The following is a 25,516-nucleotide window of genomic DNA, read 5'->3' on the forward strand; positions in this document are numbered from 1 at the left end:
TGGCGAGATCGGTCACCTTGTGGTGAGCAGGGTCGCCAGGCGAAACACCGGTGCGACCAGGCTGGCGGCGCGCAGCCCGATCCCTTGAAGACGCTGGCTGTGCATGAGGGAGCCTAATCCGGCGAGCTGTGCGGCACCGTAAAGCATGTCCCAGTCGGTGTCGATGTGGGTGATCTTGAAGTCTTCAGTCAGTGTATAGCGGTCGATACCAATGAAATTCAGGCAGCGGCCGGTTCCCTTGAGTTTGGCTCCCGTGTTGGGCTCGATGGTCTCACCGATCATGCGGCCGATACCTCGCCACGGAATGGTCACCCGCCACTGATCGTCGAAGTAGTCCCAGTAGGGCAGTGACCGGTTGGTTCCGTCCTGTGGGTAGAACGCGAAGTCGGGGAAGACGTCGAAGGCGGCCTGGCAGTTGTCGATCGTGAACTGACGTCCGAGCCTGTTCTCCTGGAACGTCGTGCTGTCGATGTAGCTGCACTCCTCGGCGATGCAGTAATCGATCTTCTTGATGTCCTGCTCGGCCCAGGCATCAAACCATGTGTAGGCGAAATCTGTTCGGCCCTGGGCGGGAAGCCCGCGCTCGATGTCGTTCTTTTCTTGCTGCCGCACCTTCTTCCAGAACTCCGGCATGAGTGCCTGATACTGCGCGTGTTCCGGTGAGGGGCCCAACTTTTCCAATCTGCTCATCTTTTTCCTTTCGTTGTGGGAACTGTGTGATGGCTCAGCGGGTGAGGAGCCGCGTCGGGAGGCCGCCAGCCAGGCCGGTGGAGACGCGTACTCGGTGTCGGGGTGTCCAGCCATCGCGGATCTGGAATGCATAGCGCTGCAAGATGGTTCCGAGGACTAGGGTCCCCTCGATGTAGGCCATCCTGGTGCCCATGCACTTGCGTGGTCCGATACTGAACGGCAGGAACGCATTCCGATTGATCTTGTCGGTCAGGAATCGTTCGGGGTTGAACGTTTCCGGGTCCTTCCAGAACCGGGGATCGCGCTGTAGTGCGTATTGCGTGATCACGACGTGTGAACCTTGGGGAATGAGATAGCCGCCGATCTCGTCGTCCTGGACGGCCGTTCGGATGTTGGCGGGTGCCGCCTGGAAACGCTGTGCCTCATCGAAACATGCCCTCAGATACTTCAAGTTCTCCAGGTCGTCGTACTCCAACGTCTTTCCGCCTAGCGCGTCAATCTCCCTATACGCCCTACCGAGAGCGATCGGGTTGCGGCACAGCAGCGCGATGGTCCAGGCCAGCGCGGCGGCGGTGGTCTCGAATCCTGCGAACACCAACCCGGCGGCTTCGGAGCGCCGTCTGCGGTGCTGTGTCTGCGGGCAGCCCTCGAATTCCAGCCCGATCAATGCGTCCACGAGATCGGGCGAGTCGGGCAGCGGGCACCCTTTCCGTTCGTCGACGAAGCGGTCAAGGATCCCGAATAGCTCCTCCTTGGACTGTTCGCCGCTGCGACGCAGGGGATTTGGCATCCAGCCGGGCAGATAATGCATGGCGACCCGGCTGATGACGTAGCGGCCGTACCGACGCGCACCGTCGACCGCATGATCAATCTCGTCGGAGCCGAGCTGAACGTTGAACATCGAGCGCATCAGTCCGTCCATCACGACCGCGCCGAGTTCATGTTCCAGATCCACGGGTTGCCCGCTGGTCGCATGGCGTGACCAGGCATCGACCCGATCGGTGATCCCTTCCATCATGAGCGGGGTCGCTGCCGCCAGTGCGCGTTCGCCGAAGTACGGATTGAAGGCGGTGCGGACTCGTTTCCACTCCTGGCCCTCGAGCAAGGGGAGGGCGGCCGGTTCTCCGGAGACCAATTCGATGGTGGCCTCGTGCTTGGCGTATCGGTCGTGGTGGCGGGTGAACACATGGTCGACGTACTCGGGATGGTTGATCAGGGTGACTGTGAGCGCGGGGCTCGGGCCCGTGAAGAGGCGGACGATGTCGCCGTATCGATTCGCGATCTTGGGCAGTAGCAGGTACGGCAGCCGAAACGGGTCACCCAGGCAGCTCAGCCCCAGCAGTGCGGCCCGATGCACGGGCAGCCGCGGGGCAAGTCGGGGTCCTGGGGTCTGCGATGTTTCCTGCGCGGGGGAGTTAGTGCCGGTGGCGTGCATGGCTGCCTCTTCTGTGCGGAACGGTGATTCTGGTGGCGAAGTGTATGGCCGATCCAGCCGCTATGCAATACTGAATCAAAAGTAATTCATTGATTCAAATGCCAGCTAGATGTGCCAAACGGAGGGGCTGTGAGTCGCAGCGAGGTTTCGCAGGTCCCCGCCGTTACTATCGGGTCCGTGGTAGAGATCGACTCGTTGCTGCGGCAGCTGGTCACCGGAACACTGTCCGACACGAATGTGGCGACCGCTCATTTGTTGGATGCCGCCCGCGAGGAATTCGTTGCCCACGGGATCGCTCGCACCGCTGTCGGGGATATCGCACGCCGCGCCGGTGTGTCCCGCCCGACCTTGTACCGCAAATGCGGAGACAAGGAAGACATCGTCGCCGCGGTGTTGGTCCGGGAGACAACCGAATTCTTCATGAGGGCGCAGGCTGTGCTCGCGCCCTTATCGAATGCCGAGGACAGGATGGTCGAGGCATTCGTCATGGGCATGCGTGAGGCGCGTGATCATCCATTGGTGCTGGCGCTCAAGGAATTCGACGCGGAATCGTTCTCACGGAATGTCTTTGACGTGAATGCGTCCGGGTATCAGGGCCTGCTTGCGGTGATCGCGGAACTACTGGCCGACGAGGACTATCCCGTTCCTGCGGTGAAGCGCGCGCTCGACCTGGCGTTGCGGCTGACGTCGACGTTTCTGGTGAACCCTTCCGCGCTGGTGCCGACCGACACCGACGAAAACACCCGCGAATTCGCGGGCCGATATCTGCTACCCCTCATGCGTGCCGCCCGTTAGGTGCGCTCCGTATCCTGGTGTGGTGGCTACAGTTTTGACGGTGAACGTGGGCCAGCTGCGGTCGAATCCGGCAGGCGGACCAACGCGCACCGGCATCGACAAACATCCCACCGATTCGGTCATAGCCGTCCGCGCGCCGGGTGGTACATCCGAGGGTGCCGGCAGCGGCCTGGAAGGTGACGCGATCGGAGATACGGGCGTGCACGGCGGCGACGATCAAGCCGTGTATGCATACGCCCGCGAGGACCTGGACTGGTGGCAGGGCACGCTCGGGCGAGAGCTGGCGAACGGCCAGTTCGGGGAGAATCTGACCACCCGCGAGATCGATGTGACCGGCGCGCTCATCGGTGAGCAGTGGCATATCGGTGACGGCGGGCTGGTGCTGGAGGTGTCCGCGCCGCGCATACCGTGCCGGACCTTTGCGGCCTGGCTTGACCTGCGCGGGTGGGTCAAGACCTTTACGGCGCAAGCGATCCCCGGCGCATACTTCCGGGTGATCTCACCCGGGGTGGTGCGAGAGGGTGACGGCATCGCCGTCAAGAATCGTCCGGAGCATGATGTGACCGTGGGACTTGCGTTCCGGGCGCTCACCCTCGAATCCGAGTTGCTTCCGCGGCTTCTCGATGCCCCCGCGTTGCCGGAGCACGTCAAGGAGACGGTCAGGCGCAGGAGCGGATCGGCCTAACCTACCGCCGCTGCACCAGGACTGTCTGGGCGCTCGAGCCGATGTAGCCGCGGCGGTCGAATATCTCCGCCGTGGTCACGCCGACTCCGTCGGGTCCGACCGACATGCGGGCGCGTACGCCGAATTCGTCGCCCTGGGGAATCCGGTGGACGTGCATCACGGTATCGGTGTTCATGTAGACGAACCGCAGGGGGTTGAGCACCGCGCCGATGCCGTTCGCGGAGTCGATGACCGACGCCAGCCGCTGCCATCCGGTGGTGGGCTCGGTGTCGACGATGTGCACATGTGGCCGCATCCAGGCAACCTGCGGTTCTCCCTCGGGTACCGAAAACCACTGAAAATCAACCGATTTTGAGTAGTTAGAGCCCTCGAAGCCGAAAGCCGGCGGCGTGGGGCCGGGCGGGTACTCGGGTAAGGGTGGGTATCGGTCACTGGCTTTGTCGGCGGTCACCGAGGTCGCTAACAGCCACGCGCTGGCCCGCGCGACCGCACGGTAACCGCCATTGGCGCGCGCTTCCATCTCGGCCACGGCAAGCACGATGCGCCGACCCGGCCGTTCAATCCATGCCCGTACTCGCACCGGCTCCAGCGGAACCGGGCCGAGAATGTCGAGCGCGACCCGGCCGATCCGCAGGCTCTCGCGCGGCTCCGGCAGCTCCTCGATGGCCTTGAGTAGCAATGCCATCGGGGGAGAGCCGTGCTGCAGGTTCGGCCCCCATCCGCTGGCGGTCAGCTCGGTGGACTCGAACACCTGGAACTCGCCGTCGGTGTCCAATCGCCGGTAGTAACAGCCCGTCAGGTCCAACGTCATGCGGCATCTCCCGGGATGGCGGTCGCGGAGGCTTCGGCATCTTCGATATCAGTATCGGAGACACCGTAATCGGAAGGCCAGCCCGGGTAGGGAGGCGGCGTGCCGCCGAACGCGGGACACAGCGACTGATGGGCACACCAGTCGCACAACCGGGAGGGATTGGGCCGGAAGTCGCCGGTGGTGCCGAGGTTCTGAATCGCTCGCCAGATCGCCATGAGCGTCTTCTCGAACTTGAGTAGCTCTGCCTCATCCGGTGTGTAGTCGAGAACCTCGCCATCGGACAGATACAGCAGCCGCAGCCGTCGCGGCACCACCCCGCGTGTGCGATACAGCGCGACGGCATAGAACTTCATCTGAAACAACGCCTTGGCTTCGAACAAGGCGCGCGGTGCGCGTCCGGTCTTGTAGTCGACCAGACGCATCGCGCCCCCGGGGGCGACGTCGATGCGATCGATGAATCCGCGCAGCATCGTGCCGTCGGACAGCTCGACCTCGACGCGCTCCTCGCAACTGTCGGGATCGAATCGGGTGGGATCTTCAAGCCGGTAATAGCCCGAGAGCAGATCTCGCGCCTCGTCGAGGAACGCCGGAAGGCGCTCGGTCTCGACCACCGCCGCGAGTTCGGGGTTCGATTCCACGAGGCGTTCCCACGCGGGCTGCACCAATCCCGCGGCGGTGGCGTACTCGCGATCGGCCGCGGGCCGGGCGTAAAGATCTTCCAGGGCGGCATGCACGAGGCTGCCGCGCACCTGCGCTGTCGAGGGCGGCTCAGGGAGGCGGTCGATCGCGCGGAACCGGTACAGCAGTGGGCATTGCTTGAAGTCGCTGGCACGGGAAGGGGACAGCGCGGGCCGGCGCGTGGGCCGGTTCTGCGTGGTCTCCTTCATGGTTGGCAGCCTAGGCATCGTGTCCGACAGGTGCTGACGCCACGCCGGGCACAAAGCTGGTGGGCTCCGTTCAACACATGTCACAAGTCGTCCCCAAAGTATCCGTACTCGAAGTAACGTGAACCTCTTATTGGCCATGGGGCGACGACGCTCCACGCGAGAGGAATGCGCAGTGACGACGGCAAAACATCGAAGCCCGCTGGACAGTCCGCAGGTGAAGGACGCCGGGTTCGCCGGTTCTGAACTCGCCGAGCGGTGGACCGCGCTGGCCGATGGGCCCAGTCGGTACTCCCGGGTGTCCTTCACTCCCAATGTCTCGATACCGCTGTCCGACGGGACCGTGCTCAAGGCCCAGGTGTTCCGGCCGGCCAATGCCGACGGGACCCCGGTCAATGACCCGGTGCCGGTGCTCTTCAACCTCACCCCCTACAACAAATCCGTTACTCACCTGGCGGCATGGCTGCTGCGGGGCCTGCACCGGTTCGGCATTACCGTGCCGGCCCTGCCGCCCAGGAATCCGCGTCTGTTGGAGCTTGCCGAGCTGGCACGGGCGATTCCCGGTGGCGGCCTGACGACGTTCGGAGTGAACGACTCGCTGATCCGCAGTGGGTACGCCCAAGTGGTTGTCGATGTTCGCGGTACCGGCGCCTCCTCGGGTGACTGGGGAATGCTCAACGATCTCGAACAGCGGGACACCGCCGAGGTGGTGGCCTGGGCGCAGGCGCAGCCGTGGTGCGATGGTTCGGTCGGCATGTATGGCATCTCGTACTGTTCGATCAACGCGCTGCAGGCCGCCGGCAACCGGGTGCCGGGTCTCGGTGCGGTATTCGCGGTCGAGCCGGTCAGCGACATCTCCCGTGACCTCATGAAAACCGGTGGGGCGCAGACATTCTTCCTTCCCATCTGGATGCTCGCCGTTGCGCTGGGAAAGTGGTTGCCGTCGCCATCGGACGTGATACGTGGCGGCGTCGGCCTGGGCTGGCTCGCGGGGCGGTTGCGCGCACCACTGAACCGTGTGGTGCGGTACATCTTCGAGGGTTTGCGTGGCGCGGGTGCGCTGATCGACAACGACGAGTACTTCCAGCAGATCAGTCCCCGGTTCGAAGACATCGAGATCCCGACGTTTGTCTATGGGGCGTGGGACGACATCTTCGGTCCAGCGGCCCTGCGTATCCATCGCCGAGCCGCGTCGGCGGGTGGCAGGTTTCAGGTCGTCATCAACGAGGGATACCACGGGTCCCCGGGTTCACAGCTTGGCCGCGAAGACGGACCTCCCCGGCTGGATGTCTTGCAGCGTGCGTGGTTTGACAAGTGGCTCAAGGGTATTGACAACGGAGTGGAGAGCTACGGCCCGCTCACCCTGCAACAGCAAAATGGCGGTTGGCACACCCTGGACGTCTATCCGCGGCCCGAAGCCGAGCCGCAACGGTTCTATCTGGATGCCGAACCCTCAGGGGTGGGGGCTGGTTCGACGTTCGACGGGTCGTTGACGGGTGCTGTGCCGCTGAACAAGACCGAGCACCTCCTTCGCCGACGGATGGGACTGCTGAAATCACCCACCACCTCCCGGCTGACGGCCGGTATCACCGCCGTGCTGGGTACGTCCGGGCTCAAGGACTCTCGGTACTTCGAGCGTGGGGCACTTACCTTCACCAGCAGCCCCGCTGTGCGGCCGTGGGTGATCTCCGGGGCGTTGAACCTTCATCTGCGCACCAAAGCCATAGGTACGGAGGCGTTCTGGGTCGTATCGGTAACGGACGTGGCGCCCGACGGCTTCTCCCGGATGCTGGCCGAGGGTGCGCTGCTGGCATCGCGCCGCGGGGTGGATGAGGACAAGAGTCTGCGTACCGCGGACGGAGACTACCTATCGCCCTGGCATCCCACCGGTAAGGGAGCGACCCTTCCGGTGAAACCCGGCATGCCAACAACTCTCGACATCGATCTCACCGAGGTAGATGCGGTGATCGCGGCGGGGCACCGGCTGCGGGTGGTCGTCGCGGCGGCCAGTCTGCCGAGGTACATCCCGTCCATTCCGGAGCTGTGGGCGAGCCGTCACGGCCAGGCCCTTGTCCTGGATCCCGGCCAGCCGAGTTACCTGGTGGCACCCGTGATTCTCGATACCGGCGCCGGGGCCGCTTAGTCCTCGCCAGTTCACCAACTTCTCAGCTACTTTTTCTGTAACTTACGGTACCGTAGGTTACAGATCGCGGTAGGCCGAACAGAGAGGTGGACGAGATGGTGACCGGACTGCAAACACGATTACTGGCCGAGCTGGAGCCCGTTGTCGAGGCGAATCTCGAGCGGCACCTGAGCGCCGCGCGGCCATGGGCCCCACATGATTACGTGCCCTGGAGCAGGGGCCGGGACTTCGCATTTCTGGGCGGAGAGGACTGGAAACCGGAGGACAGCCCGCTCGACCCGATCGCCCAGGCGGCGTTGATCGTCAATCTGCTGACCGAGGACAACCTGCCGTCATATCACCGTGAGATCGCCACGAGATTCGGGCGAGACGGGGCATGGGGAACCTGGGTGGGCCAGTGGACGGCGGAGGAAGGGCGGCACAGCATCGCACTTCGCGACTATCTGGTGGTCACCCGTGGTGTTGACCCGAGCAACCTCGAAGCGATGCGCATGGCGCACACCATCGCCGGTTACGACTCAGGGGACAAGACGCCCCTGGAGGCGCTCGCGTACGTGTCGTTCCAGGAGCTGGCCACGCGGATATCTCATCGCAACACGGGGAAGGCTTCGGGCTGCCCCATCGCCGATCAGCTGCTGGCGCGCGTCGCGCTGGACGAGAACCTGCACATGGTCTTCTATCGCAATCTCATGTCGGCGGCACTCGATATCGAACCCGATGCTGCGATGCAGGCCATCTGCAAGGAGATCGTCGGTTTCGCGATGCCGGGTATGGGGATGGCGGGATTTGCGCAGAACGCGATAGCCATCGCGAAAGCGGGCATCTACGACCTGCGCATCCATCACGATGAGGTTCTGCAACCCATCCTGAGGTTCTGGCGGGTGTTCGAACGCTCCGATATCGGAGCCGAAGGGGAGCAGGCCCGTGACACTCTCGTGAAATTCCTTGCCGCCGTGGATGAGCGTGCAAAGTACTACGAGGAGAAGGCGGCGATCCGGGCCGCGGCGCGGGTGTAGGGAATCGCTCGCGCCGGCCGGTTACCGGGAGGCGCTGTTGCCCGCCCTGCGGGCGGATCGCTGTCCCTGGCCTTGACGCCCTTGACCCTGCCCCTGGCGGCCTTGGCCCTGTCCGCCGCGCCGAGGCGCACGTGCCGGACGTCCCTCGGCGCCGCCGCGGGGTCGGTGGGATCGCTGGCCGTTCGCCGTTGATGAGCCGTTGGCCTTCTGTGCGGGAGCAGGTTTCACATACGGAGCCACCTCGCCCACCAAGGTCTTGACCTCATCGGAATGGGCCGTCACCTGTTGGGGCGTGGCGGTGATGGCGGCCTTGCGTAGCAGCTGTGTGACATCGCGGCGCTGCTCGGGGAGCACCACCGTGACCACGTCGCCGGTGCCACCGGCGCGCGCAGTGCGGCCTGAACGGTGCAGGTACGCCTTGTGCTCCGCGGGAGGGTCGACGTGCACGACGAGAGCGACATCGTCGACGTGCACGCCGCGGGCAGCGACATCCGTGGCAACCAGCACCCGCGCTTCGCCGTTCGCGAAGGCGGCCAGGTTACGGTCGCGTGCACCCTGAGAGAGGTTGCCGTGCAAATCAACTGACGGGATGCCCGACTGATTGAGCTGATGCGCGAGCCGCTTGGCGTGGTGCTTGGTGCGCATGAACAGGATGCGCCGTCCGGTGCCGGAGGCCAGCGTGTTCACCAGTTCACGCTTGGCGTCGGGGCCGCTGACCGTGAACACATGGTGTGTCATCGCGGCAACCGGGGAATCGACGGGATCAACCGAATGCTCGGAGGGGGAGTGCAGGAATCGTTTGACCAACTTGTCGACATCGTTATCCAAGGTGGCCGAGAACAGCAGGCGCTGACCGGAACTCGGGGTCGCGGCGAGCAACCGTGTTACGACGGGCAGGAATCCGAGATCTGCCATGTGGTCGGCCTCGTCCAGAACGCTGATCTCAACGCCGTCCAGAGTCAGGTGGCGCTGCTTGAGTAAGTCATCGAGCCGACCGGGGCAGGCGACCACGATGTCGACGCCGGCCTTGAGCGCCTGAACCTGACGGTGCTGCGAGACACCGCCGAAGATGGTGGTGACCTTCATGCGGTAGGCGGCCGCCAGCGGCTCGATGACTGCGCTGATCTGGGTCGCCAGCTCGCGGGTGGGAGCGAGCACGAGCGCCCGCGGGCGGCCCGGCACTCGAGTGCCTTCGGCGATACGTGCGACGACGGGGATGGAGAACGCAAGGGTCTTGCCGCTGCCAGTTTTGCCGCGGGCCAGCACATCACGGCCGGCGAGTGTGTCCGGCAGGGTGGCGGCCTGGATCGGGAATGGGGCGTCGATGCCGCCCTGCTGCAGGGCGCGGACCAGTACTGCGGCCACGCCGAGTGACGCGAATGTGGTTGAAGACATGAGAAATGACGCCTTTCGAGGCTTCGAGATGGCGAGATTGCCAATGGGCAACATCGATCGCCGTGAGAAAAGCCTGAAATCAGCGGACTGGCTGACGAAAGAATGATCTACGACGCAGGCGCACAGTGGCGCTTACCCATGACAGTACGTGCCTTTGGCCTCTAGAGCTAAATCGTGTGTGCCGAAACACATTGGTGGGTGACCCCGTTTTACCTGCAAGGCCTGCCCAGTTCGCGGTGCGCGATACGCACCTGGCAAGGTGAGCGCATGACTCGGACCGGGCCCTTTGTCGTGGGCGATCGCGTGCAACTGACCGACCCCAAGGGGCGGCACTACACGATGGTGCTCGAGCCGGGCAAGGAATTCCACACCCATCGCGGTGCCATCACACACGACACGGTGATCGGCATCCCCGAGGGCAGCGTGGTGAAGTCGACCAACGGCGACCAGTTTCTGGTGCTGCGTCCTTTGCTGATCGACTATGTGTTGTCGATGCCGCGTGGCGCGCAGGTGATCTACCCGAAGGACGCCGCGCAGATCGTTCATGACGGCGATATCTTCCCGGGCGCGCGGGTACTGGAGGCCGGTGTGGGCTCGGGTGCGCTCACCTGCTCGCTGCTGCGCGCGGTGGGGCCCGAGGGAACGGTGATCTCTTACGAGATTCGTGAGGATCACGCCGAACATGCTGTGCGAAACGTCACAGCGTTTTTCGGGGAGCAACCGGACAACTGGGAGCTGGTGATCGGTGATCTCGCCGAGCGGGCTGCTGATGCCGGTGGCGTCGACCGGGTGGTCCTGGACATGCTGGCCCCTTGGGAGACTTTGCCCGCGGTAGCCGAATCGCTGGTACCAGGTGGCGTGCTTATTGTGTACGTCGCTACCGTCACGCAACTGTCGCGCGTGGTCGAGGCGCTGCGGGAACAGCAATGCTGGACCGAACCGAGGTCCTGGGAGTCGATGCAGCGCGGCTGGAACGTCGTCGGGCTGGCGGTGCGTCCCGAGCACAGCATGCGCGGGCATACCGCGTTCTTGGTCAGTGCGCGTCGTCTGGCGCCGGGCACCATCACTCCGACACCGCTGCGGCGTAAGCGCCTACCGAGCTAGAGCCGTCGCCAGCGGGGGGCTACGGGGTAGGCGCTGGGGCCGGTGTCTCGGGCGCGGGTGCGCCGGCGGGAGGCGCCTCGTGCGGTGTGGCGGTACCCGCCAGCGACGTTCCGGTCTTGAGCAAGAGGTCGGAGGTTCGCTTGGACAGCTTCCAGCCCTCACCTTCGGGCGAGAACGACATCGGGACCGCGAAACCACCCATCTTCGGGCTGGGGCTGTTGATGGTGACGACGGCTTCGACGTCGCCCTGGGTTTCCGTCGACCACTTCGGGTCCTTGACGGTGAACGACAACGGCGAGAACCCGGCGTCGCCGATCGCCTTGGTGAACTTGTCCAGCTGCTCGGGAGTAGCACCCTGAACGGCGGTGATCTTCTCGGCGCCGGGCAGGTTCGGGTCGGCGAGGCGGTTGAGGACATCGGTCAGCACCGCCGGATCGGGCAGCGGATGGTTCGGGACAGCGGCGGCCACCGCCGAGGATGCGGGCTGAGTCGCCGAAGCGCTGGCGGGGGCGGCCTTATCGTTTGAGCTGCTGCAGGCGGTCAGGGCGAGAACGGCTGCGCCGGCGGCGGCGAGTTGAAGGTGACGGGCCATGATCCTGGTGACTCCATTCGGCATATCGGCTAAGTCGTTCGGCCAAGTGCGGTGACGATATCGGCGTGCGAGGTCGTGGTGATCATCCAGCCCTCCTCGTACACGTCTACCTTCCAGACTTACCCGATGCCGCCTGGATCAGCGAAACCGCGGAGGCCTTACTGATCTTCCAGCCGTCCTGGTTCACGAAGTTGATCTTCGTCGTGTATGCCTGCGTCTTGGGCCCGGTGATGGTGACCGCCGCAGCGGCCACACCCGGTCCGGTGGATTTGATGTCGGACACAGTGAATGCCAGTGGCAGGAACCCGTCACGGTTGGCACTCTTGAAGGCACGATCGGCGTAAATCGCCTCACCCGCGCCGATGCCGCCTTCCACGAGGCCACCCTTGGCCAGGGCCGACACGCCCGGGTCTGCGAGTGAATACAGCAAACCGCTTAGCTCATCGGACGTGGGTGCCGCGTCGGCAGGTTCGGTGGGCACATCCATGGGGACGTCCCAGGACACGGGGGTAATGTCCGCGGACATGGTGGTCGTTGCTGTCGGGCCAGCGGAGCTGGCTGTCGGCTCGCCCATTGGTACTGCCAAGCCAACCGCTGCCGCCGCGAGTAAACCCAGCGTGGCGACCCCTGACATACCGGTTCGTGAGCTCACGGTTGTCCTTCCGATCGACCTGAATGTGACGAACGCTAACAGCGTAGACGTCCCAGGCAACGGGTAGACCCCGCACGGGCGGCCAATCGCCGGTAGCGTTGAAGCATCCACCGCACCAATTCTCGGTGTGGGAAAGGAGGACATCATGAGTGAGTCGGAGCGTTCAGAGGCGTTCGGCACACCGGATGCCGCCGAACTGGAACGGCTACGTCGAGAGGTTGCGGCCCTTCGCCAGGAGCTGGAAGGCAGCGCGGCCCACGGATCTGGTGACACCGGTCGTCTGCGCGACCTGAACCAGCTTGAGGCTCGTATCGACTCCCTTAATGCGCGCAACGCCAAGCTGATGGACACCCTCAAAGAGGCCCGTCAGCAGCTCCTGGCGCTGCGTGAGGAGGTTGACCGGCTGGGCCAGCCGCCGAGCGGTTATGGCGTGTTGCTGGCCGTACAGGCCGATGACACGGTGGACGTGTTCACCTCGGGTCGCAAGATGCGGGTGACCTGCTCTCCCAACATCGAGACCGCCGAACTGCGGCGGGGGCAGACCGTGCGCCTCAACGAGGCGCTCACGGTGGTCGAGGCCGGCAACTTCGAATCGGTCGGCGAAATCAGCACGCTGCGGGAGCTGTTGGACGACGGTCACCGCGCGCTCGTGGTGGGGCATGCCGACGAGGAGCGCATCGTCTGGCTGGCCGATCCGCTGATCGCGCCCGATCTCTCCGAGGTGTCCGAGGATGCCGACGGAGCGGATCTGAAGCCCCGGAAGCTGCGGCCCGGCGATTCGTTGCTGGTTGATACCAAGGCCGGATACGCCTTCGAGCGGATTCCCAAGGCCGAGGTCGAGGATCTGGTGCTCGAAGAGGTGCCCGATGTCAGCTACAGCGACATCGGCGGCCTGACGCGGCAGATCGAGCAGATCCGCGACGCGGTGGAGCTGCCGTTCCTGCACAAGGACCTCTATCGGGAGTACGCCCTGCGTCCGCCCAAGGGTGTGCTGCTGTACGGGCCCCCCGGATGCGGAAAGACACTCATCGCCAAGGCCGTCGCCAACTCGCTGGCCAAGAAGATGGCAGAGCTGCGCGGCGATGACTCGCGCGAGGCCAAGTCCTACTTCTTGAACATCAAGGGCCCGGAGTTGCTCAACAAGTTCGTCGGCGAGACCGAGCGGCATATCCGCCTGATCTTCCAGCGGGCTCGCGAAAAGGCTTCGGACGGTACGCCGGTCATCGTCTTCTTCGACGAGATGGACTCGATCTTCCGCACTCGTGGTACCGGCGTCAGCTCCGATGTGGAGACGACGGTCGTGCCGCAGCTGCTATCCGAGATCGACGGTGTCGAGGGTCTCGAGAACGTCATCGTCATCGGTGCCTCCAACCGTGAAGACATGATCGACCCGGCGATCCTGCGGCCCGGCCGCCTCGACGTGAAGATCAAGATCGAACGGCCGGATGCGGAGTCGGCGCAAGACATCTTCTCCAAGTACCTCACCGACAAACTGCCGGTGAACACCGACGATCTGGCGGAATTCGGCGGCGATCGCGGGCTGACCATCAAGGCCATGATCGAGAAGGTCGTGGACCGGATGTACGCCGAGATCGACGACAACCGTTTCCTGGAGGTCACCTACGCCAACGGTGACAAGGAAGTCATGTATTTCAAGGACTTCAACTCCGGCGCCATGATCCAGAACGTGGTGGACCGTGCGAAGAAGAACGCCATCAAGGCGGTGCTGGAGACCGGTCAGAAGGGTCTGCGTATTCAACATCTGCTCGACTCGATCGTCGACGAGTTCGCCGAGAACGAGGACCTGCCCAATACCACCAATCCGGATGACTGGGCACGGATCTCGGGCAAGAAGGGCGAGCGCATCGTCTACATCCGTACGCTGGTCACCGGCAAGAGCTCCAGCGCCAGCCGCGCCATCGACACCGAATCGAGCCTGGGCCAGTACCTGTAGGCACCGTGCTCACTCGCGGCGGGCTGTGACCACCGTGGTCCAGTCGCCGGGTGCGAGTGCCCGCGCGCCGGTCGGATCGTAGCGACGCAGCAGCTCGGGTATCCGCAGCTGCTCGGTGATCTGAAAGCCTTGGCGCGCAAGCAGTTCGTCGGCCTGTCTCGCCGTCATGCCCGTGCGGTACGGCTCGCCGCGCCGGGAGACGGACCGCGATCCGCGCCGGACTTCGCGACGGCGACTGTCGGGGCCGACGATATCGGGATCACCGTAATCCAGGACGAGCCTGCTTCCCGGTGCGCAGAGCTTCGTCAGTTGCGCCAGGGTCGACTCGAGGGCGGCCTCGGTGAGGTAGTAGGTCACGCCGAGCCACACCACGAGTGAGGGTGCGGCCGTATCGAATCCGGCGCCAAGCAGACGTGATGTCAGGTCATCGCGCTCGAAATCGCAGGGGACCCAGACCAGCCGCGACTCGTCACCGCGGTGTCCGGCGATGAGATGTTGTTTCGCCTGCTGGGTGGTGGGTGCGTCGACCTCGAATACGGTGACGGGCAGGGAACCGAGCTGCTGACTCGAGGTGTCGAAGCCCGCCCCCAGCATCACCACTTGACCGATGCCGGATCGCGCGGCGGTCCGCACTTCGTCGTCGGAAACGCGGCGGCGCAGCACGATGAGGGCATGCAGGCCCGCGCACCATCGGTCCACCAGACGCAGGCCCCACCTGGCGGCAGCGGGAGATGTCAGTGCCGCACGCAGCAGCGGATGGGTCACGAACCATCCGGACTGCGGATCGTTCAGCAGGCCATCGCGCTGCATCGATTCGGCAGCGCGCTGCCACGCGTTGAACTGTGCGGTCAGACTTGCGGTTTGGTCGAGCCGGCGTCCAGACATATCGCGAGGATAGAAAGTCCGGTGGGCCCGCGAGGGGGCATTGGCATCATCTGGCAGTGCGTGGCATGCGGAGGCGGTGCTGGTCAGCGCGGTCTTCCTAGCATGGCGAGTACAGCCCGAGGAGGTATCCGTGAAGACCATGAAACCCCGAGAAATGCTTTCCGCCGAGCGCACCAGCCTGGCCGAGTTCCTGCACACATTGACCGAAGACGATTGGTTGGCCCCGTCACTGTGCGCAGGCTGGCGGGTCCGCGATGTCGTGGCACACGCCGCCGTCGACGCGGTATCGCTGGGTGTCTATCTGGGGACCGCGCTACGGAACCCATCGATCAACAAGCTCAACGATGCATTGGTGGAGCGCACCGGTCACCTGTCGAATGAAGAGCTGTTGCACCATTTCGAGTCGGCAGTGCGGCCCGGAGCGTTTGGCAAGATGGCGCCCGCAGCGCTTCATACCGACGCCATGGTGCACCACCAGGATATTCGGCGGCCACTGGGCAGGCCGCGTGCCATTCCCGAGGACCGGCTGGTCTTTGCGTTGGATCATCCCGACTTTGGCGCCCACCCGAAGCGGTACACCAAGGGGCTGAGGTTCATGGCCAACGACGTGGATTGGGCGAAAGGCAATGGCCCGCACGTGTGCGGCACCGGGGAGGCGCTGGTGCTGGCGATGGCGGGCCGTCCGGTGGTGCTCGGTGAGCTGGAAGGTGACGGTGTACCGACGCTGGCGGCACGGATGCGCTGAGGTCAGATCCGCTGTGAGGCCGATAGATACACGTCGCGTCCGGCGAGGCTTACCGCCACATCGGCGATCAACGGTTCGAAAAAACGTGTCCGATACTGCGGATCAATGCTGCTGTTGACGGTGAAGTACAGCCCCGACAGCACCGCGACCAGCAGCGACATATGAATCAGAGTCTGTGGCACGCCGATCCGAATCCCGTACCAGGTGCCCGAACATGGCGGCGCTGCTCCCGACGGGCACGCGGCCTCATTGGACCACAACGCCATCACGTCGTGCGGCACGGCCACGATGCCCAGCAACATGAAGAACGCGAACACCCCGGTGGTGAAGAACACCACCTGGATGGCCTGCGAAACCACCATCACCAGTAGCACATTCAGCCGTTCGGGCCAGCGCAGTGCGGGCCGCGGCGGCTCCGGACCGTCGGCTCCGGTCAGGTCGGCCAGTGGGGTGCCGGCCAGTAGCGCGGCGGGCGCGGGACGTTCGGCCCGGTTTTCGCGCAGATTGTTCAACTCGTCGCGCACGGTGGCGACCATGAACACGGTGGCGGTGAGGGCCAGGAAGCCGATTGTCTGCCAGAGCCTTTCGCGCGTGATCCGGGCCGACAGCTGCCAGAGCTCTCCGGTGAAGAACACCACCACGGTCAGCATGAGCAGTGGCAGCGCGCGGGACATGAGCGTGCCCAGCGCACCGAACTGCGTGGATGCGTACCGCAGGGCCCACAGTCCGATCGACCCGGCACCCAGGTACGTCAACCAGATAAGCACCAGCGCGGCCAGCAGGAAGGCGGGCATCTTCGCGGCGGCCTCCGGCCACGAACCGGTGTCGGTGGCCGGGAGCGCTACCACGAAGATCGCGATGACGAGCCATGACAGGGCGCGGCGCACCACGTCGGCACGGATGGTTCCGACACGTTGCAGTGCGGTGAGCACCAGCGGTTGCGCCGCCATCAGCAGTGCCACCACCCCGAGCAGGATCATCAGCACAATCGAGCGGGTGTCGTTGTCGGTGGAGATCAGCTCGTAGAGCGCCACCCCCGCACCGGCGACTCCGATCATGGGCGCGGCCCGGTCGATGAGCTCACGCGAGCGGACGCGACGATCCAGCACGACGGGTAGTCCACGGGACAGGAACCATTCGTGAATGTCGTCGAGATTGCGCACCTGATCATGATGACAAGGCTGTTCGACGAGGCAAAACGGGCGTACGTTGAACCAATCGGGCGGTCGGATCGTGTAACCGTCGGAGGTGTTCCATGGCGGATGGGCAGGCTGGGCCGAAAGGCGTCGGCGTCAATGGCTCATCGAGTCTTATGCGGGCCTTTTACGACGAGTACGCAGGCCCGCTGCATCGTTATGTCATGCACCTGACCCACGACTCGGCGCTGGCGGAAGACATCGTGCAGGAGGTGCTGTTGCGAGCCTGGCGGCATCCGACGCTGGTCAACCAGACGGAAGGGTCGGCGAGGGCATGGCTGTTCACGGTCGCCCACAACCTGGTCCGCGATAACGCACGTAGCTCGCGCTTTCGCAGCGAGATAGCCACCGCCGAGACACCCGAGTTCGCCTCTCCCGATCAGGTGGACGCAACGCTGGACGCGTGGCTGGTGGCCGAAGCGCTGCGCACGTTGTCCACCGATCACCGCGCTGTCATCCTGCGTGCGTATTACCGGGGGAGTTCAGTCGCCGACATATCCGCCGAGCTGGGGGTGCCTGAGGGCACCGTCAAGTCACGCCTGCACTATGGCGTGCGCGCGCTTCGGCTGTCGCTGCAGGAAATGGGGGTCACACGATGACTGTGGAGCATGTTTACGCCGACTGGGACGCCGCCTATGTGCTGGGTGCGCTCTCGTCCGCCGAGCGGCGTCAATACGAACAGCACCTGGTCGACTGTGTCAGCTGCCAGCGCGCGCTGTCCGAGGTGACAGCCATGCCCGGTCTGCTGTCCAAGGTTGATCGCGGTTACGCCGAGAAGATGGAACTCGAAGACCCGCCCGTGCTCGCCAAGCCCGCCACCAGCTGCCCGGTGCAGGCGCTGTGGCCCAAGCTGCAGGCCCGGTGGCGGCGGCAGAGTGCGGTGCGCCGGCTCGCCTATGTGGGTGCGGTCGCGGTGGCCGCCGCTGTCGCGCTGACGGTCTCGTTGGTGCCGCCGCCGTGGTATCACCGGCCCGCACCGATGAATGTCGCCGCGGGTTCGTTGCCGGCGGGGGAGCATTGGCAGCCGATGCGCCAGGTGACGCCCTCACCGCTGAGCGCTCAAGTGGCCATTGTCCAGGACGGTGCCGGCACCCGTATCGAAATGTGGTGCAGCTATCCGGCATACGGAGACGACCCGGATGACTCGGCGGCACCCTATGCACTGCGCGTCGGCACCCGAGCTGGCGGGAACATCATCGCCAGTTCGTGGACGGCCAAGCCGGGCTCCGCGATGATGACATCGATGACCGTCCCGGTGGCGCAGGATCAGATCGAGAGCGTCCAGGTGATCGACAATCACGGTGACGCCGTGCCGTTGGTGTTCCTCGAACTGCGTCGCTGACGCCCATCCCATCAGGTTCGTGGTGCTTTGACGTGCCCATATCGGCATTACCTGAAATGCGATTCATATTGTGCCATCACATGATTGAGATAACTCGATCACTTTTTCTTCCGGATTGTTGAACCCGTCACGTGTGACAGTCGTGTACTAGTCATGACCACCCCGATACGTGCCCGGAGCTGTACGGCCGGCGATATCGCGCTCGGGAACGGGAACGGGAACGGGACCATGCGATTGGTCGACTGGCTCGTCCTCGAGTTGCGTCGTCACCATGTCGATGTCGTCTTCGGGGTCGACGGTGCGAACATCGAGGATCTGTACGATGCCGTGCACTACGCGCCGGGTATCCAGGCCGTCGTCGCCAAGCACGAGTTCTCGGCCGGCACCATGGCCGACGGCTATGCGCGTGCCGCCTCGCGGATGAGCGTAGTGGCCGCGACCTCGGGCGGCGGCGCTGTCAATCTTGTTCCTGCGCTTGCTGAATCGTATGCGAGCCGGGTGCCGGTGCTGGCGATCGTGGGCCAGCCGCCGCGCCCGCTAGAAGGTAACGGGGCGTTTCAGGATGGGAGTGGGCGCGCCGGGAGCATGGATCTGCAGGCGGTTTTCCGGCCCATTTCCGGCTACTGCACCCGAGTGGAAAATCCCGAAGAAATCGCCGAGGCGCTCGGTCATGCCCTGGCCGCGCTTCGAGACGGTCTGCCGGCGGTTCTCTTGATACCTAAAGACGTCCAGCAGGCGCGCCTGCACACCACACCACAGCTGCCGGAGCCGCACGTGCGGCCTGGAGCGGTGCCCGCGCAGCTTGCCGACTTCGCCAAGCATCTGGCCGATACGCCGGGGCGGGTGCTGGTGGTAGCGGGGCCGGAGGTGGCACGACACAACGCCCGCGGTGAGCTGTCGGATCTCCTCGATCGTCTCGATGCCTTTGTCGCGGTGTCGCCCGATGCCAAAGATGCTGTAGACGGCGATGATCCACGGCTGCTGGGCGTCATCGGGGTGATGGGACACCCGGCCATCGAAAGGGTACTGCGCCACGGTGTGACATGTGTCTGCATCGGGACCACCATGCCCGTGATGACCCGAGGCGGTGTCGACTTCGCGACGACGCCGGTGCTCTCGATCGGTTCGGCGACACCACATATCCCGTCCCGTCACCTGCAGACCGAGGACCTGTCATCGACCCTGGCCCAGCTCGCCGCGGCTGTGCCGGCGCGTTCGGACTCGTTGGACAGTGAAACGCTCTACGCGCCAGCCCATCTGGAACCGCCCGCGCATGACGGCGACGGTGTCAGGTACCACGATGGCATGCACGTTCTCGACCGGGTGATTCCTGCGGAGGCGGATATCTTCGTCGATGCGGGTAACACCGGCGCTGCCGCGGTGCACTACCTGGGCGCCCGGCACCGGGGCCGTTATGTTGTCGCGCTCGGTATGGGCGGCATGGGGTATGCCTTCGGTGCGGGCATCGGCTGTGCGTTCGCGCGGGGCGGCCGCACCGTGGTGGTGGCGGGGGACGGGGCATTCTTCATGCACGGCATGGAGATTCACACGGCGATCGAGCACCGGCTGCCGGTGACATTCGTCATTGTCAACAACAACGCACATGCCATGTGCGTCACCCGTGAGCAGCTGTATTACGGAGGAAAGTACAGCTTCAACCGGTTCACACCCTCGCATATCGCCGCCGGGATGGCCGCGATGTTCCCGAGTCTGATGTGCCGTTCGGCCGATACGGTGGCCGATTTCGAGGCCGCCATGCATGCGGCGATGGCCCATGGCGGTCCCTCTGTGGTGGAGGTCATCTGTTCCACCGACGAGATACCCCCGTTTGCCCCGTTCTTGTCATCCGATATCGCTAAGGAGAAAACGCATGACCGACACGATTACCGAAGCATCCAAGCCTTGCCTGAAAGCCTTGCCCGCGCTTAGCGATATCGCCGCCGATGCCGGCACCGAGGACGCATTGCCCGGGGTGCATCGGATCGAGACCTCGCCACGTGAGAAGGCGACGCCGATCATCATGGACATGATGCGGTCGGTGTACCCGCATGACCAGGTGTTCGGCCCGTTCTGCACGGTCCAGGAGTATGTGGACTGCCCGCCCGACGAGTTGCACCGCTACCTGTCCGACACTCGTTGCCTGGAGGAGTGGACCTACAGCCTGCGCGGCTTCGAGGAGACCGATGAGCCCGGGTTGTGGGTCGCACATGACCGTTTGGGATCGGACACGCTGATCTACACCCGCACGGAATCGAACGCCGAATCCGGAACCGTCGATTATCACTGTGCCTGGGATCAAGGTGATCACCTCTGGATGATCTACCTCATGCGAGTGGTCGACGCGCAGATCGTGCTTAACAAGCCGGGCTCGGTCGTGCTGTGGACCAACTGCCACCATCCGTTCTACGACGAGAACCCCTATCCAGAAACCGCTCCGCCCCAACGTAAGCCGTGGGTCGGGGACTTTTGGGACATGTTCGGTGCGGGTCACCTGCTGGAACTGCTGAACCTCAAGGCCATCGCCGAGTATCGCCACAGCCATGGGCTTCCGATCGTTCCGGAGTGGATGAAATGACCATCAGCATCTTCGACATCTCCAGCTATCTTCCCGAGAACCGGGTCAGCGCCGACTACTTCGCGCAGTACGCCAAGGATGACGATCTGGCGGAGAACGTCATGTTCCGCAGCCCGGCCTTCCGGCATCACGTCGCCGCCGACGAGTCCGCGGTGGACATGGCCGAACGTGCGGTCGCCGGACTCAAGGATCGGCACGGCGACAGTGTGCTGGACGAGGTGGACATCCTGCTGACACATACCCAGCTGCCCGACCTACCCTTCGTGGGTTGCGGTGGGGAGGTGGCGAACCGGCTGCAGATCCGCCCGGAATGGATCTTGGACATACACAACGGTGGCTGCGTCTCGTTCGTTCTGATGCTCAAGCTCGTGCAGCAGATGATGGCCTCGTCGAGCGCCCGTTCGGCCCTCATCGTGAACATGCAGAATGCGGCCGGCCAGATCTTCGTGCAAGAGCAGGTGCGCTCCACCGCACAGGCTTCCATTCCGGGGGACGGCGCCACCGCGGCCCTGATCACCCGCGATGGGAGTTCCCCGGTACTGGGCATCGAGACGCGGAACTTCGGCGAGTTCGCGGGCGACATGACGTACGCGGTGACGCCTCATCGCAAGTACTGGGAGGCCGGGGCAGGGCAGGGGAGGGTGGCGTTCACCGAGCACAAGATCAGCAAGGTGCTGGCCCGTGGCAATCGCATGGTGCCCGAGGTGGCCCTGGCCGTCTGCGATCGAATCGGGCTTCCGTCAACGGATCTGGACGCGTTGGTGACCAACCAGCCGAACCGCATATTTCTGCGGAACTGGCGCGACGCCCTGCAGCTGCCCCGGGAGAAGCACCCGGATACCTTCGACGAGTGCGGCAACCTCTTCGGGGTGGGCATTCCGCACACTCTCGATCAGGCGATCTCCGACGGCCAGGTCAAGTCCGGCGACACGGTGATGCTGGCAGGTTTCGCCCACGCCGGTGACTACGCGGCAGCGGCGGCCGTGCGATGGGGAGGGAGGGGCCTGTGACGGTCAGTCCACTCCGATTGGCATTGAACGAGAATCCTTATCGTCCACTGCCATCGGTGCGCGATGCGCTCAGGCATGACATTGCGGAGGTGAACAGGTACCCCGAGTTCTTGCCCGTGGTGCTTCCGCGACTGATCGCCGAACGGGTGGGCATGACACCGGAAGAAGTGGTGGTGGGCGTTGGCGCCACCGGCGTCGCGCTGCAGGTGCTGCAGGCGCTATGTCAGCCGGGCGATTCGCTGGTGTTCGCGCACCCGACATTCGACGGCTATCCGATACTGGCCGATATCGCCGGGTTGATCCAGGTTCCGATTCCGCTGGCAGATAACGGGATCACAGATCTGGATGAGCTACTGGGTGCGGCGTATGACGCCGATGCCGCTGCCGTGGTGCTGTGCCGGCCCCATAACCCGACCGGAACACTGATACCCGCGGACCAGGTCTATGAGTTCGTCCGCGCGGCGCCGCCGACCAGTGTGGTGATCCTCGACGAGGCCTACATCGAATTCGTGGATCCCGACGAACATCTGGACGTTCCGCGTCTTCTTGCGATACACCCGAACCTGGTGGTGCTGCGTACCTTCTCGAAGGCATACGGATTGGCGGGGCTGCGGATCGGCTATGGGTTGGCCGCTCCCGCGGTCTGTGCTGTCATTCGTAGATACCAGCTCCCATTCGGCATGAACCGTGCGGCGGCAGTGGCGGTGGCCGCCTCGTATGCGGCCGAAGACGAGCTGCGACTGCGGGTCGATTCTATTGTCTACGAGCGTGATCGGCTCAGGGAACGGCTCGCTCAGATGGGTGCACATATCCCGGAGTCGCATGCCAATTTCGTGTATCTGCCGGCGCGCGGTGACGGCGAGCGCTGGATGTCCATCCTGGGAACCGATGACGTTGTCGCGAAGGAGTATCCCGATGGCGGTGTCCGGCTCACCGTCGGCGACCCACGAGAAATGGCGATCGTCGCGCGGCGGCTGCTGGAGGTCGACGAGATCGGCGAAAGCGCAGCGCCGCAGTTGAGTAGACCGGCGTCATAGACTGGTTGGCCGCGGCGATCCGTCCCCCCGATTGCCGGCCCCGAAACGGCAAGGACTGCCGCGGTCAACCCCCAATTCTCAGAATGCGTAGCGGTGATACTGCGCCATGTACCGCAGCGTCGGCGATACCGACATCGCCTTGGCGAGAAGCCGATACGCGGTCCTGGTCTGTTGGAAGGTCGCCGAATCGAAGGGTGACTCCCACTCGAGGAGCTGCAGCTTGGGGATCTCGCGAATAATGTCTTCGGGACCGTCGATGCCCCAATACAGGGTCGCCCCCGAGCGTCGCACCACCGCGTTCGACCACTGCGTCTTGATGCCGAACCTGTTGAACGCATCGAATTGCAGTTCCCCATACGGAAAGTGATCGACAATCCGGCGAAACAGGGCGATGCCGTCGGCCTGCGTGAGATACATGGTGAGCCCCTCTCCGATCGCGAGCACCGGGCGGTCGCCCCGAATGTGCGCGAGCCATGCCGGATCGGTCACCGATGCGGACACGACGTGATAGTTATCGCGTGTCGGATAGAGCTGGCTGCGCAGCGCGGCCACGTCGGGGTAATCGATGTCGTACCACTGGACTCCCGCACCGGGGTTCAGCCGGAAATACCGGCCGTCGAGACCGCAGCCCAGATGCAGCACCACGGCCTCGGCGTGCCTGGACAGAAAGGCGCGCGCCCAGCCGTCGAAATGTGCGGAACGGGTGGTGACGGCCGGCGACCTACCCGCGGTGATGGTCGTCTTAGACCAGTCGTAGTCGATGCGGTCGGCGATGTCACGGGCCAGCCGGTCGCCGAGGATCGGCTTCGGCAGATCGGCATCCAATGCCTTGGCGTAGAACGTCGCCAGCATGGTCTGCGGTGCTCCGCTGAGGTCGACATGGATCTTCTCTGGGCCGCTCATGAATCCGACGCTAATGCGGATTCCGCGGCGCGCAGAGCAGTCTGAACAGTCCCCGGCGTGGTGTTCAGCCCTAACTCTCTAGGCTGAGCGTCATGCAACGGATCATCGGTACCGAGGTTGAATACGGCATTTCGTCTCCTACGGACCCCGCCGCCAACCCGATCCTCACCTCCACGCAGGCAGTGCTGGCGTACGCCGCGGCCTCGGGGATCCAGCGCGCCAAGCGCACCCGGTGGGATTACGAGGTGGAGTCGCCGCTGCGTGATGCCCGTGGGTTCGACCTGGGGCGCACCACCGGTCCGGCTCCTATCGTCGATGCCGACGAGGTAGGGGCGGCCAACATGATTCTCACCAACGGTGCCCGCCTGTACGTCGATCACGCCCACCCGGAGTATTCGGCGCCCGAATGCACCAATCCGCTCGACGCGGTGATCTGGGACAAGGCCGGTGAACGCGTGATGGAGGCCGCTGCCCGCCACGTCGCCAGCGTGCCCGGCGCCGCGCGGCTGCAGCTGTACAAGAACAACATCGACGGCAAGGGTGCCTCCTACGGCACCCACGAGAACTACCTGATGGACCGCCAGACGCCGTTCTCGGCGATCATCGCGGGCCTGACGCCGTTCTTCGTGTCGCGCCAGGTGGTCACGGGTTCCGGCCGGGTAGGAATCGGGCCCTCCGGTGACGACTCGGGCTTTCAGTTGTCGCAGCGTGCCGACTACATCGAAGTAGAGGTCGGTCTGGAAACCACGCTCAAGCGCGGCATCATCAACACCCGCGACGAGCCGCATGCCGACGCCGACAAGTACCGGCGCTTGCACGTCATCATCGGTGACGCCAACCTTGCCGAGACCTCGACGTTCCTGAAGGTGGGTACCACCTCGTTGGTACTCGACCTGATCGAATCCGGGGCCGATCTCTCGGACCTGGCCCTGGCGCGGCCGGTGTACGCGGTGCACGTGATCAGTCGTGATCCGTCGCTGCGGGCCACCGTGGCGCTTGCGGACGGCCGAGAGCTGACAGGCCTTGCGCTGCAACGTATTTACTTGGAGCGGGTGGCCGAGTTGGTCGCCTCCCGCGACCCGGATCCGCAGGCCGATCACGTGCTGCAGGTGTGGGCCAAGGTTCTCGATCTGCTGGAGCGCGATCCGATGGAATGCGCCGACCTGCTGGACTGGCCCGCCAAGCTGCGGCTGCTGGAAGGATTCCGACAACGCGAGAATCTGAGCTGGTCGGCACCGCGTCTGCATCTGGTCGACCTGCAGTACTCCGATGTGCGCCTGGACAAGGGGCTCTACAACCGGCTGGTGGCCCGCGGGTCCATGCAGCGGATGGTCACCGAGCAACAGGTGCTGGACGCGGTCACGCGGCCCCCGTCGGATACCCGCGCCTACTTCCGGGGCGAGTGCCTGCGCCGCTTCGGCGCCGACATTGCCGCCGCCAGCTGGGACTCGGTGATCTTCGACCTGGGTGGGGATTCGCTTGTCAGGATTCCAACGCTGGAGCCGCTGCGCGGCAGCAAGAGCCACGTGGGCTCGCTGCTGGATTCGGTCGATTCGGCTGCTGAACTGGTCGATCAGCTCACCACGTAACGGGTTCGGCGACGCACGCCCGTGAAACGTCACACCGTGGGCGCTGCCCGGTAGGCTGAACAGAACCGACCTAGCAGT

Annotated in this window: 24 protein-coding genes; 14 read left to right on the top strand and 10 right to left on the bottom strand. The window is 64.5% G+C overall.

What is annotated here, in order from left to right; all coding sequences use genetic code 11:
* Nucleotides 1–12: 12 nt before the first annotated feature.
* Together AOT87_RS14825 and AOT87_RS14830 are read right to left on the bottom strand one after the other, a co-directional pair.
* Nucleotides 13–690: a nuclear transport factor 2 family protein gene (locus AOT87_RS14825; RefSeq protein ID WP_057968030.1), complete on the bottom strand. Its 678-nt coding sequence runs from the start codon at nt 688–690 to the stop codon at nt 13–15.
* Between the two features lie 34 nt (nt 691–724).
* Complete coding sequence (locus AOT87_RS14830; protein WP_057968029.1) at nt 725–2,125, bottom strand: cytochrome P450; 1,401 nt, start codon at nt 2,123–2,125, stop codon at nt 725–727.
* A gap of 129 nt (nt 2,126–2,254) precedes the next feature.
* Here AOT87_RS14830 and AOT87_RS14835 point away from each other — a divergent pair, with 129 nt between their 5' ends.
* Together AOT87_RS14835 and AOT87_RS14840 are read left to right on the top strand one after the other, a co-directional pair.
* Nucleotides 2,255–2,920 (top strand): TetR/AcrR family transcriptional regulator, encoded by a 666-nt coding sequence (locus AOT87_RS14835; protein ID WP_057968073.1) that lies wholly within the window; start codon nt 2,255–2,257, stop codon nt 2,918–2,920.
* Nucleotides 2,921–2,942: 22 nt separating this feature from the next.
* Complete coding sequence (locus AOT87_RS14840) at nt 2,943–3,605, top strand: MOSC domain-containing protein (protein WP_057968072.1); 663 nt, start codon at nt 2,943–2,945, stop codon at nt 3,603–3,605.
* Between the two features lies 1 nt (nt 3,606).
* On the opposite strand, the gene AOT87_RS14845 is transcribed toward AOT87_RS14840, so the two are convergent.
* Nucleotides 3,607–4,416: a thioesterase family protein gene (locus AOT87_RS14845; RefSeq protein ID WP_057968028.1), complete on the bottom strand. Its 810-nt coding sequence runs from the start codon at nt 4,414–4,416 to the stop codon at nt 3,607–3,609.
* Nucleotides 4,413–5,303, bottom strand: a complete 891-nt coding sequence (locus AOT87_RS14850; RefSeq protein ID WP_030095594.1) for a RecB family exonuclease — start codon at nt 5,301–5,303, stop codon at nt 4,413–4,415. Before AOT87_RS14850 ends, AOT87_RS14845 begins: the two co-directional genes overlap by 4 nt.
* A 172-nt stretch (nt 5,304–5,475) precedes the next feature.
* On the opposite strand from AOT87_RS14850, the gene AOT87_RS14855 reads away from it, so the two are divergent.
* Both AOT87_RS14855 and AOT87_RS14860 read left to right on the top strand, forming a co-directional pair.
* Complete coding sequence (locus AOT87_RS14855) at nt 5,476–7,443, top strand: CocE/NonD family hydrolase (protein WP_057968027.1); 1,968 nt, start codon at nt 5,476–5,478, stop codon at nt 7,441–7,443.
* Nucleotides 7,444–7,538: 95 nt separating this feature from the next.
* On the top strand, nt 7,539–8,459 hold the full coding sequence (locus tag AOT87_RS14860; protein ID WP_057968071.1) for an acyl-ACP desaturase: 921 nt from the start codon (nt 7,539–7,541) through the stop codon (nt 8,457–8,459).
* A 21-nt stretch (nt 8,460–8,480) separates the two neighbouring features.
* Here the strand turns inward: AOT87_RS14860 and AOT87_RS14865 are convergent, their stop codons facing one another.
* Nucleotides 8,481–9,854 carry a DEAD/DEAH box helicase gene (locus AOT87_RS14865; protein WP_078322005.1) on the bottom strand — a complete coding sequence of 458 codons (1,374 nt, stop codon included), beginning with the start codon at nt 9,852–9,854 and terminating at the stop codon, nt 8,481–8,483.
* A gap of 267 nt (nt 9,855–10,121) precedes the next feature.
* Here AOT87_RS14865 and AOT87_RS14870 point away from each other — a divergent pair, with 267 nt between their 5' ends.
* Nucleotides 10,122–10,958 carry a tRNA (adenine-N1)-methyltransferase gene (locus AOT87_RS14870; RefSeq protein ID WP_030095598.1) on the top strand — a complete coding sequence of 279 codons (837 nt, stop codon included), beginning with the start codon at nt 10,122–10,124 and terminating at the stop codon, nt 10,956–10,958.
* 19 nt (nt 10,959–10,977) lie between these two features.
* Here AOT87_RS14870 and AOT87_RS14875 read toward each other — a convergent pair whose 3' ends face one another.
* Together AOT87_RS14875 and AOT87_RS14880 are read right to left on the bottom strand one after the other, a co-directional pair.
* Nucleotides 10,978–11,574, bottom strand: a complete 597-nt coding sequence (locus AOT87_RS14875) for a hypothetical protein (RefSeq protein WP_078321990.1) — start codon at nt 11,572–11,574, stop codon at nt 10,978–10,980.
* Nucleotides 11,575–11,656: 82 nt separating this feature from the next.
* Complete coding sequence (locus tag AOT87_RS14880; protein WP_057968026.1) at nt 11,657–12,184, bottom strand: hypothetical protein; 528 nt, start codon at nt 12,182–12,184, stop codon at nt 11,657–11,659.
* Between the two features lie 163 nt (nt 12,185–12,347).
* On the opposite strand from AOT87_RS14880, the gene arc reads away from it, so the two are divergent.
* Nucleotides 12,348–14,156 (top strand): proteasome ATPase, encoded by a 1,809-nt coding sequence (gene arc / locus AOT87_RS14885; protein WP_046255735.1) that lies wholly within the window; start codon nt 12,348–12,350, stop codon nt 14,154–14,156.
* Nucleotides 14,157–14,165: 9 nt separating this feature from the next.
* Here the strand turns inward: arc and AOT87_RS14890 are convergent, their stop codons facing one another.
* The gene (locus AOT87_RS14890; RefSeq protein WP_057968025.1) at nt 14,166–15,041 is read right to left on the bottom strand and encodes an SAM-dependent methyltransferase; all 876 of its coding nucleotides are present in this window, start codon (nt 15,039–15,041) and stop codon (nt 14,166–14,168) included.
* Nucleotides 15,042–15,180: 139 nt separating this feature from the next.
* Between AOT87_RS14890 and AOT87_RS14895 the strand changes: the two genes are divergently transcribed.
* Nucleotides 15,181–15,786: a maleylpyruvate isomerase family mycothiol-dependent enzyme gene (locus AOT87_RS14895; protein WP_030095603.1), complete on the top strand. Its 606-nt coding sequence runs from the start codon at nt 15,181–15,183 to the stop codon at nt 15,784–15,786.
* 2 nt (nt 15,787–15,788) lie between these two features.
* Here the strand turns inward: AOT87_RS14895 and AOT87_RS14900 are convergent, their stop codons facing one another.
* On the bottom strand, nt 15,789–16,949 hold the full coding sequence (locus AOT87_RS14900; RefSeq protein WP_057968024.1) for a hypothetical protein: 1,161 nt from the start codon (nt 16,947–16,949) through the stop codon (nt 15,789–15,791).
* A 149-nt stretch (nt 16,950–17,098) separates the two neighbouring features.
* Between AOT87_RS14900 and AOT87_RS14905 the strand changes: the two genes are divergently transcribed.
* From AOT87_RS14905 to AOT87_RS14930, 6 genes are all read left to right on the top strand, one after another.
* Complete coding sequence (locus tag AOT87_RS14905) at nt 17,099–17,581, top strand: sigma-70 family RNA polymerase sigma factor (RefSeq protein ID WP_005061267.1); 483 nt, start codon at nt 17,099–17,101, stop codon at nt 17,579–17,581.
* Nucleotides 17,578–18,324, top strand: coding sequence for a zf-HC2 domain-containing protein (locus AOT87_RS14910; protein WP_057968023.1), 747 nt, complete (start codon nt 17,578–17,580; stop codon nt 18,322–18,324). Before AOT87_RS14905 ends, AOT87_RS14910 begins: the two co-directional genes overlap by 4 nt.
* A gap of 228 nt (nt 18,325–18,552) precedes the next feature.
* The gene (locus tag AOT87_RS14915; RefSeq protein WP_057968068.1) at nt 18,553–20,253 is read left to right on the top strand and encodes a thiamine pyrophosphate-binding protein; all 1,701 of its coding nucleotides are present in this window, start codon (nt 18,553–18,555) and stop codon (nt 20,251–20,253) included.
* The gene (locus AOT87_RS14920) at nt 20,240–20,899 is read left to right on the top strand and encodes a hypothetical protein (RefSeq protein ID WP_030095607.1); all 660 of its coding nucleotides are present in this window, start codon (nt 20,240–20,242) and stop codon (nt 20,897–20,899) included. The genes AOT87_RS14915 and AOT87_RS14920 overlap by 14 nt, the downstream gene beginning before the upstream one ends.
* Complete coding sequence (locus tag AOT87_RS14925; RefSeq protein ID WP_030095608.1) at nt 20,896–21,909, top strand: 3-oxoacyl-[acyl-carrier-protein] synthase III C-terminal domain-containing protein; 1,014 nt, start codon at nt 20,896–20,898, stop codon at nt 21,907–21,909. Before AOT87_RS14920 ends, AOT87_RS14925 begins: the two co-directional genes overlap by 4 nt.
* Complete coding sequence (locus tag AOT87_RS14930) at nt 21,888–22,946, top strand: aminotransferase class I/II-fold pyridoxal phosphate-dependent enzyme (RefSeq protein WP_030095609.1); 1,059 nt, start codon at nt 21,888–21,890, stop codon at nt 22,944–22,946. Before AOT87_RS14925 ends, AOT87_RS14930 begins: the two co-directional genes overlap by 22 nt.
* A 78-nt stretch (nt 22,947–23,024) precedes the next feature.
* Here the strand turns inward: AOT87_RS14930 and AOT87_RS14935 are convergent, their stop codons facing one another.
* Nucleotides 23,025–23,849 (bottom strand): class I SAM-dependent methyltransferase, encoded by an 825-nt coding sequence (locus AOT87_RS14935; RefSeq protein ID WP_057964724.1) that lies wholly within the window; start codon nt 23,847–23,849, stop codon nt 23,025–23,027.
* 92 nt (nt 23,850–23,941) lie between these two features.
* On the opposite strand from AOT87_RS14935, the gene dop reads away from it, so the two are divergent.
* On the top strand, nt 23,942–25,438 hold the full coding sequence (gene dop / locus AOT87_RS14940) for a depupylase/deamidase Dop (RefSeq protein WP_030095611.1): 1,497 nt from the start codon (nt 23,942–23,944) through the stop codon (nt 25,436–25,438).
* The last annotated feature ends 78 nt before the right edge of the window (nt 25,439–25,516 follow it).

The sequence above is a fragment of the Mycobacteroides sp. H003 genome (genome assembly GCF_001440135.1).
GTDB classification, from domain to species: domain Bacteria; phylum Actinomycetota; class Actinomycetes; order Mycobacteriales; family Mycobacteriaceae; genus Mycobacterium; species Mycobacterium gwanakae.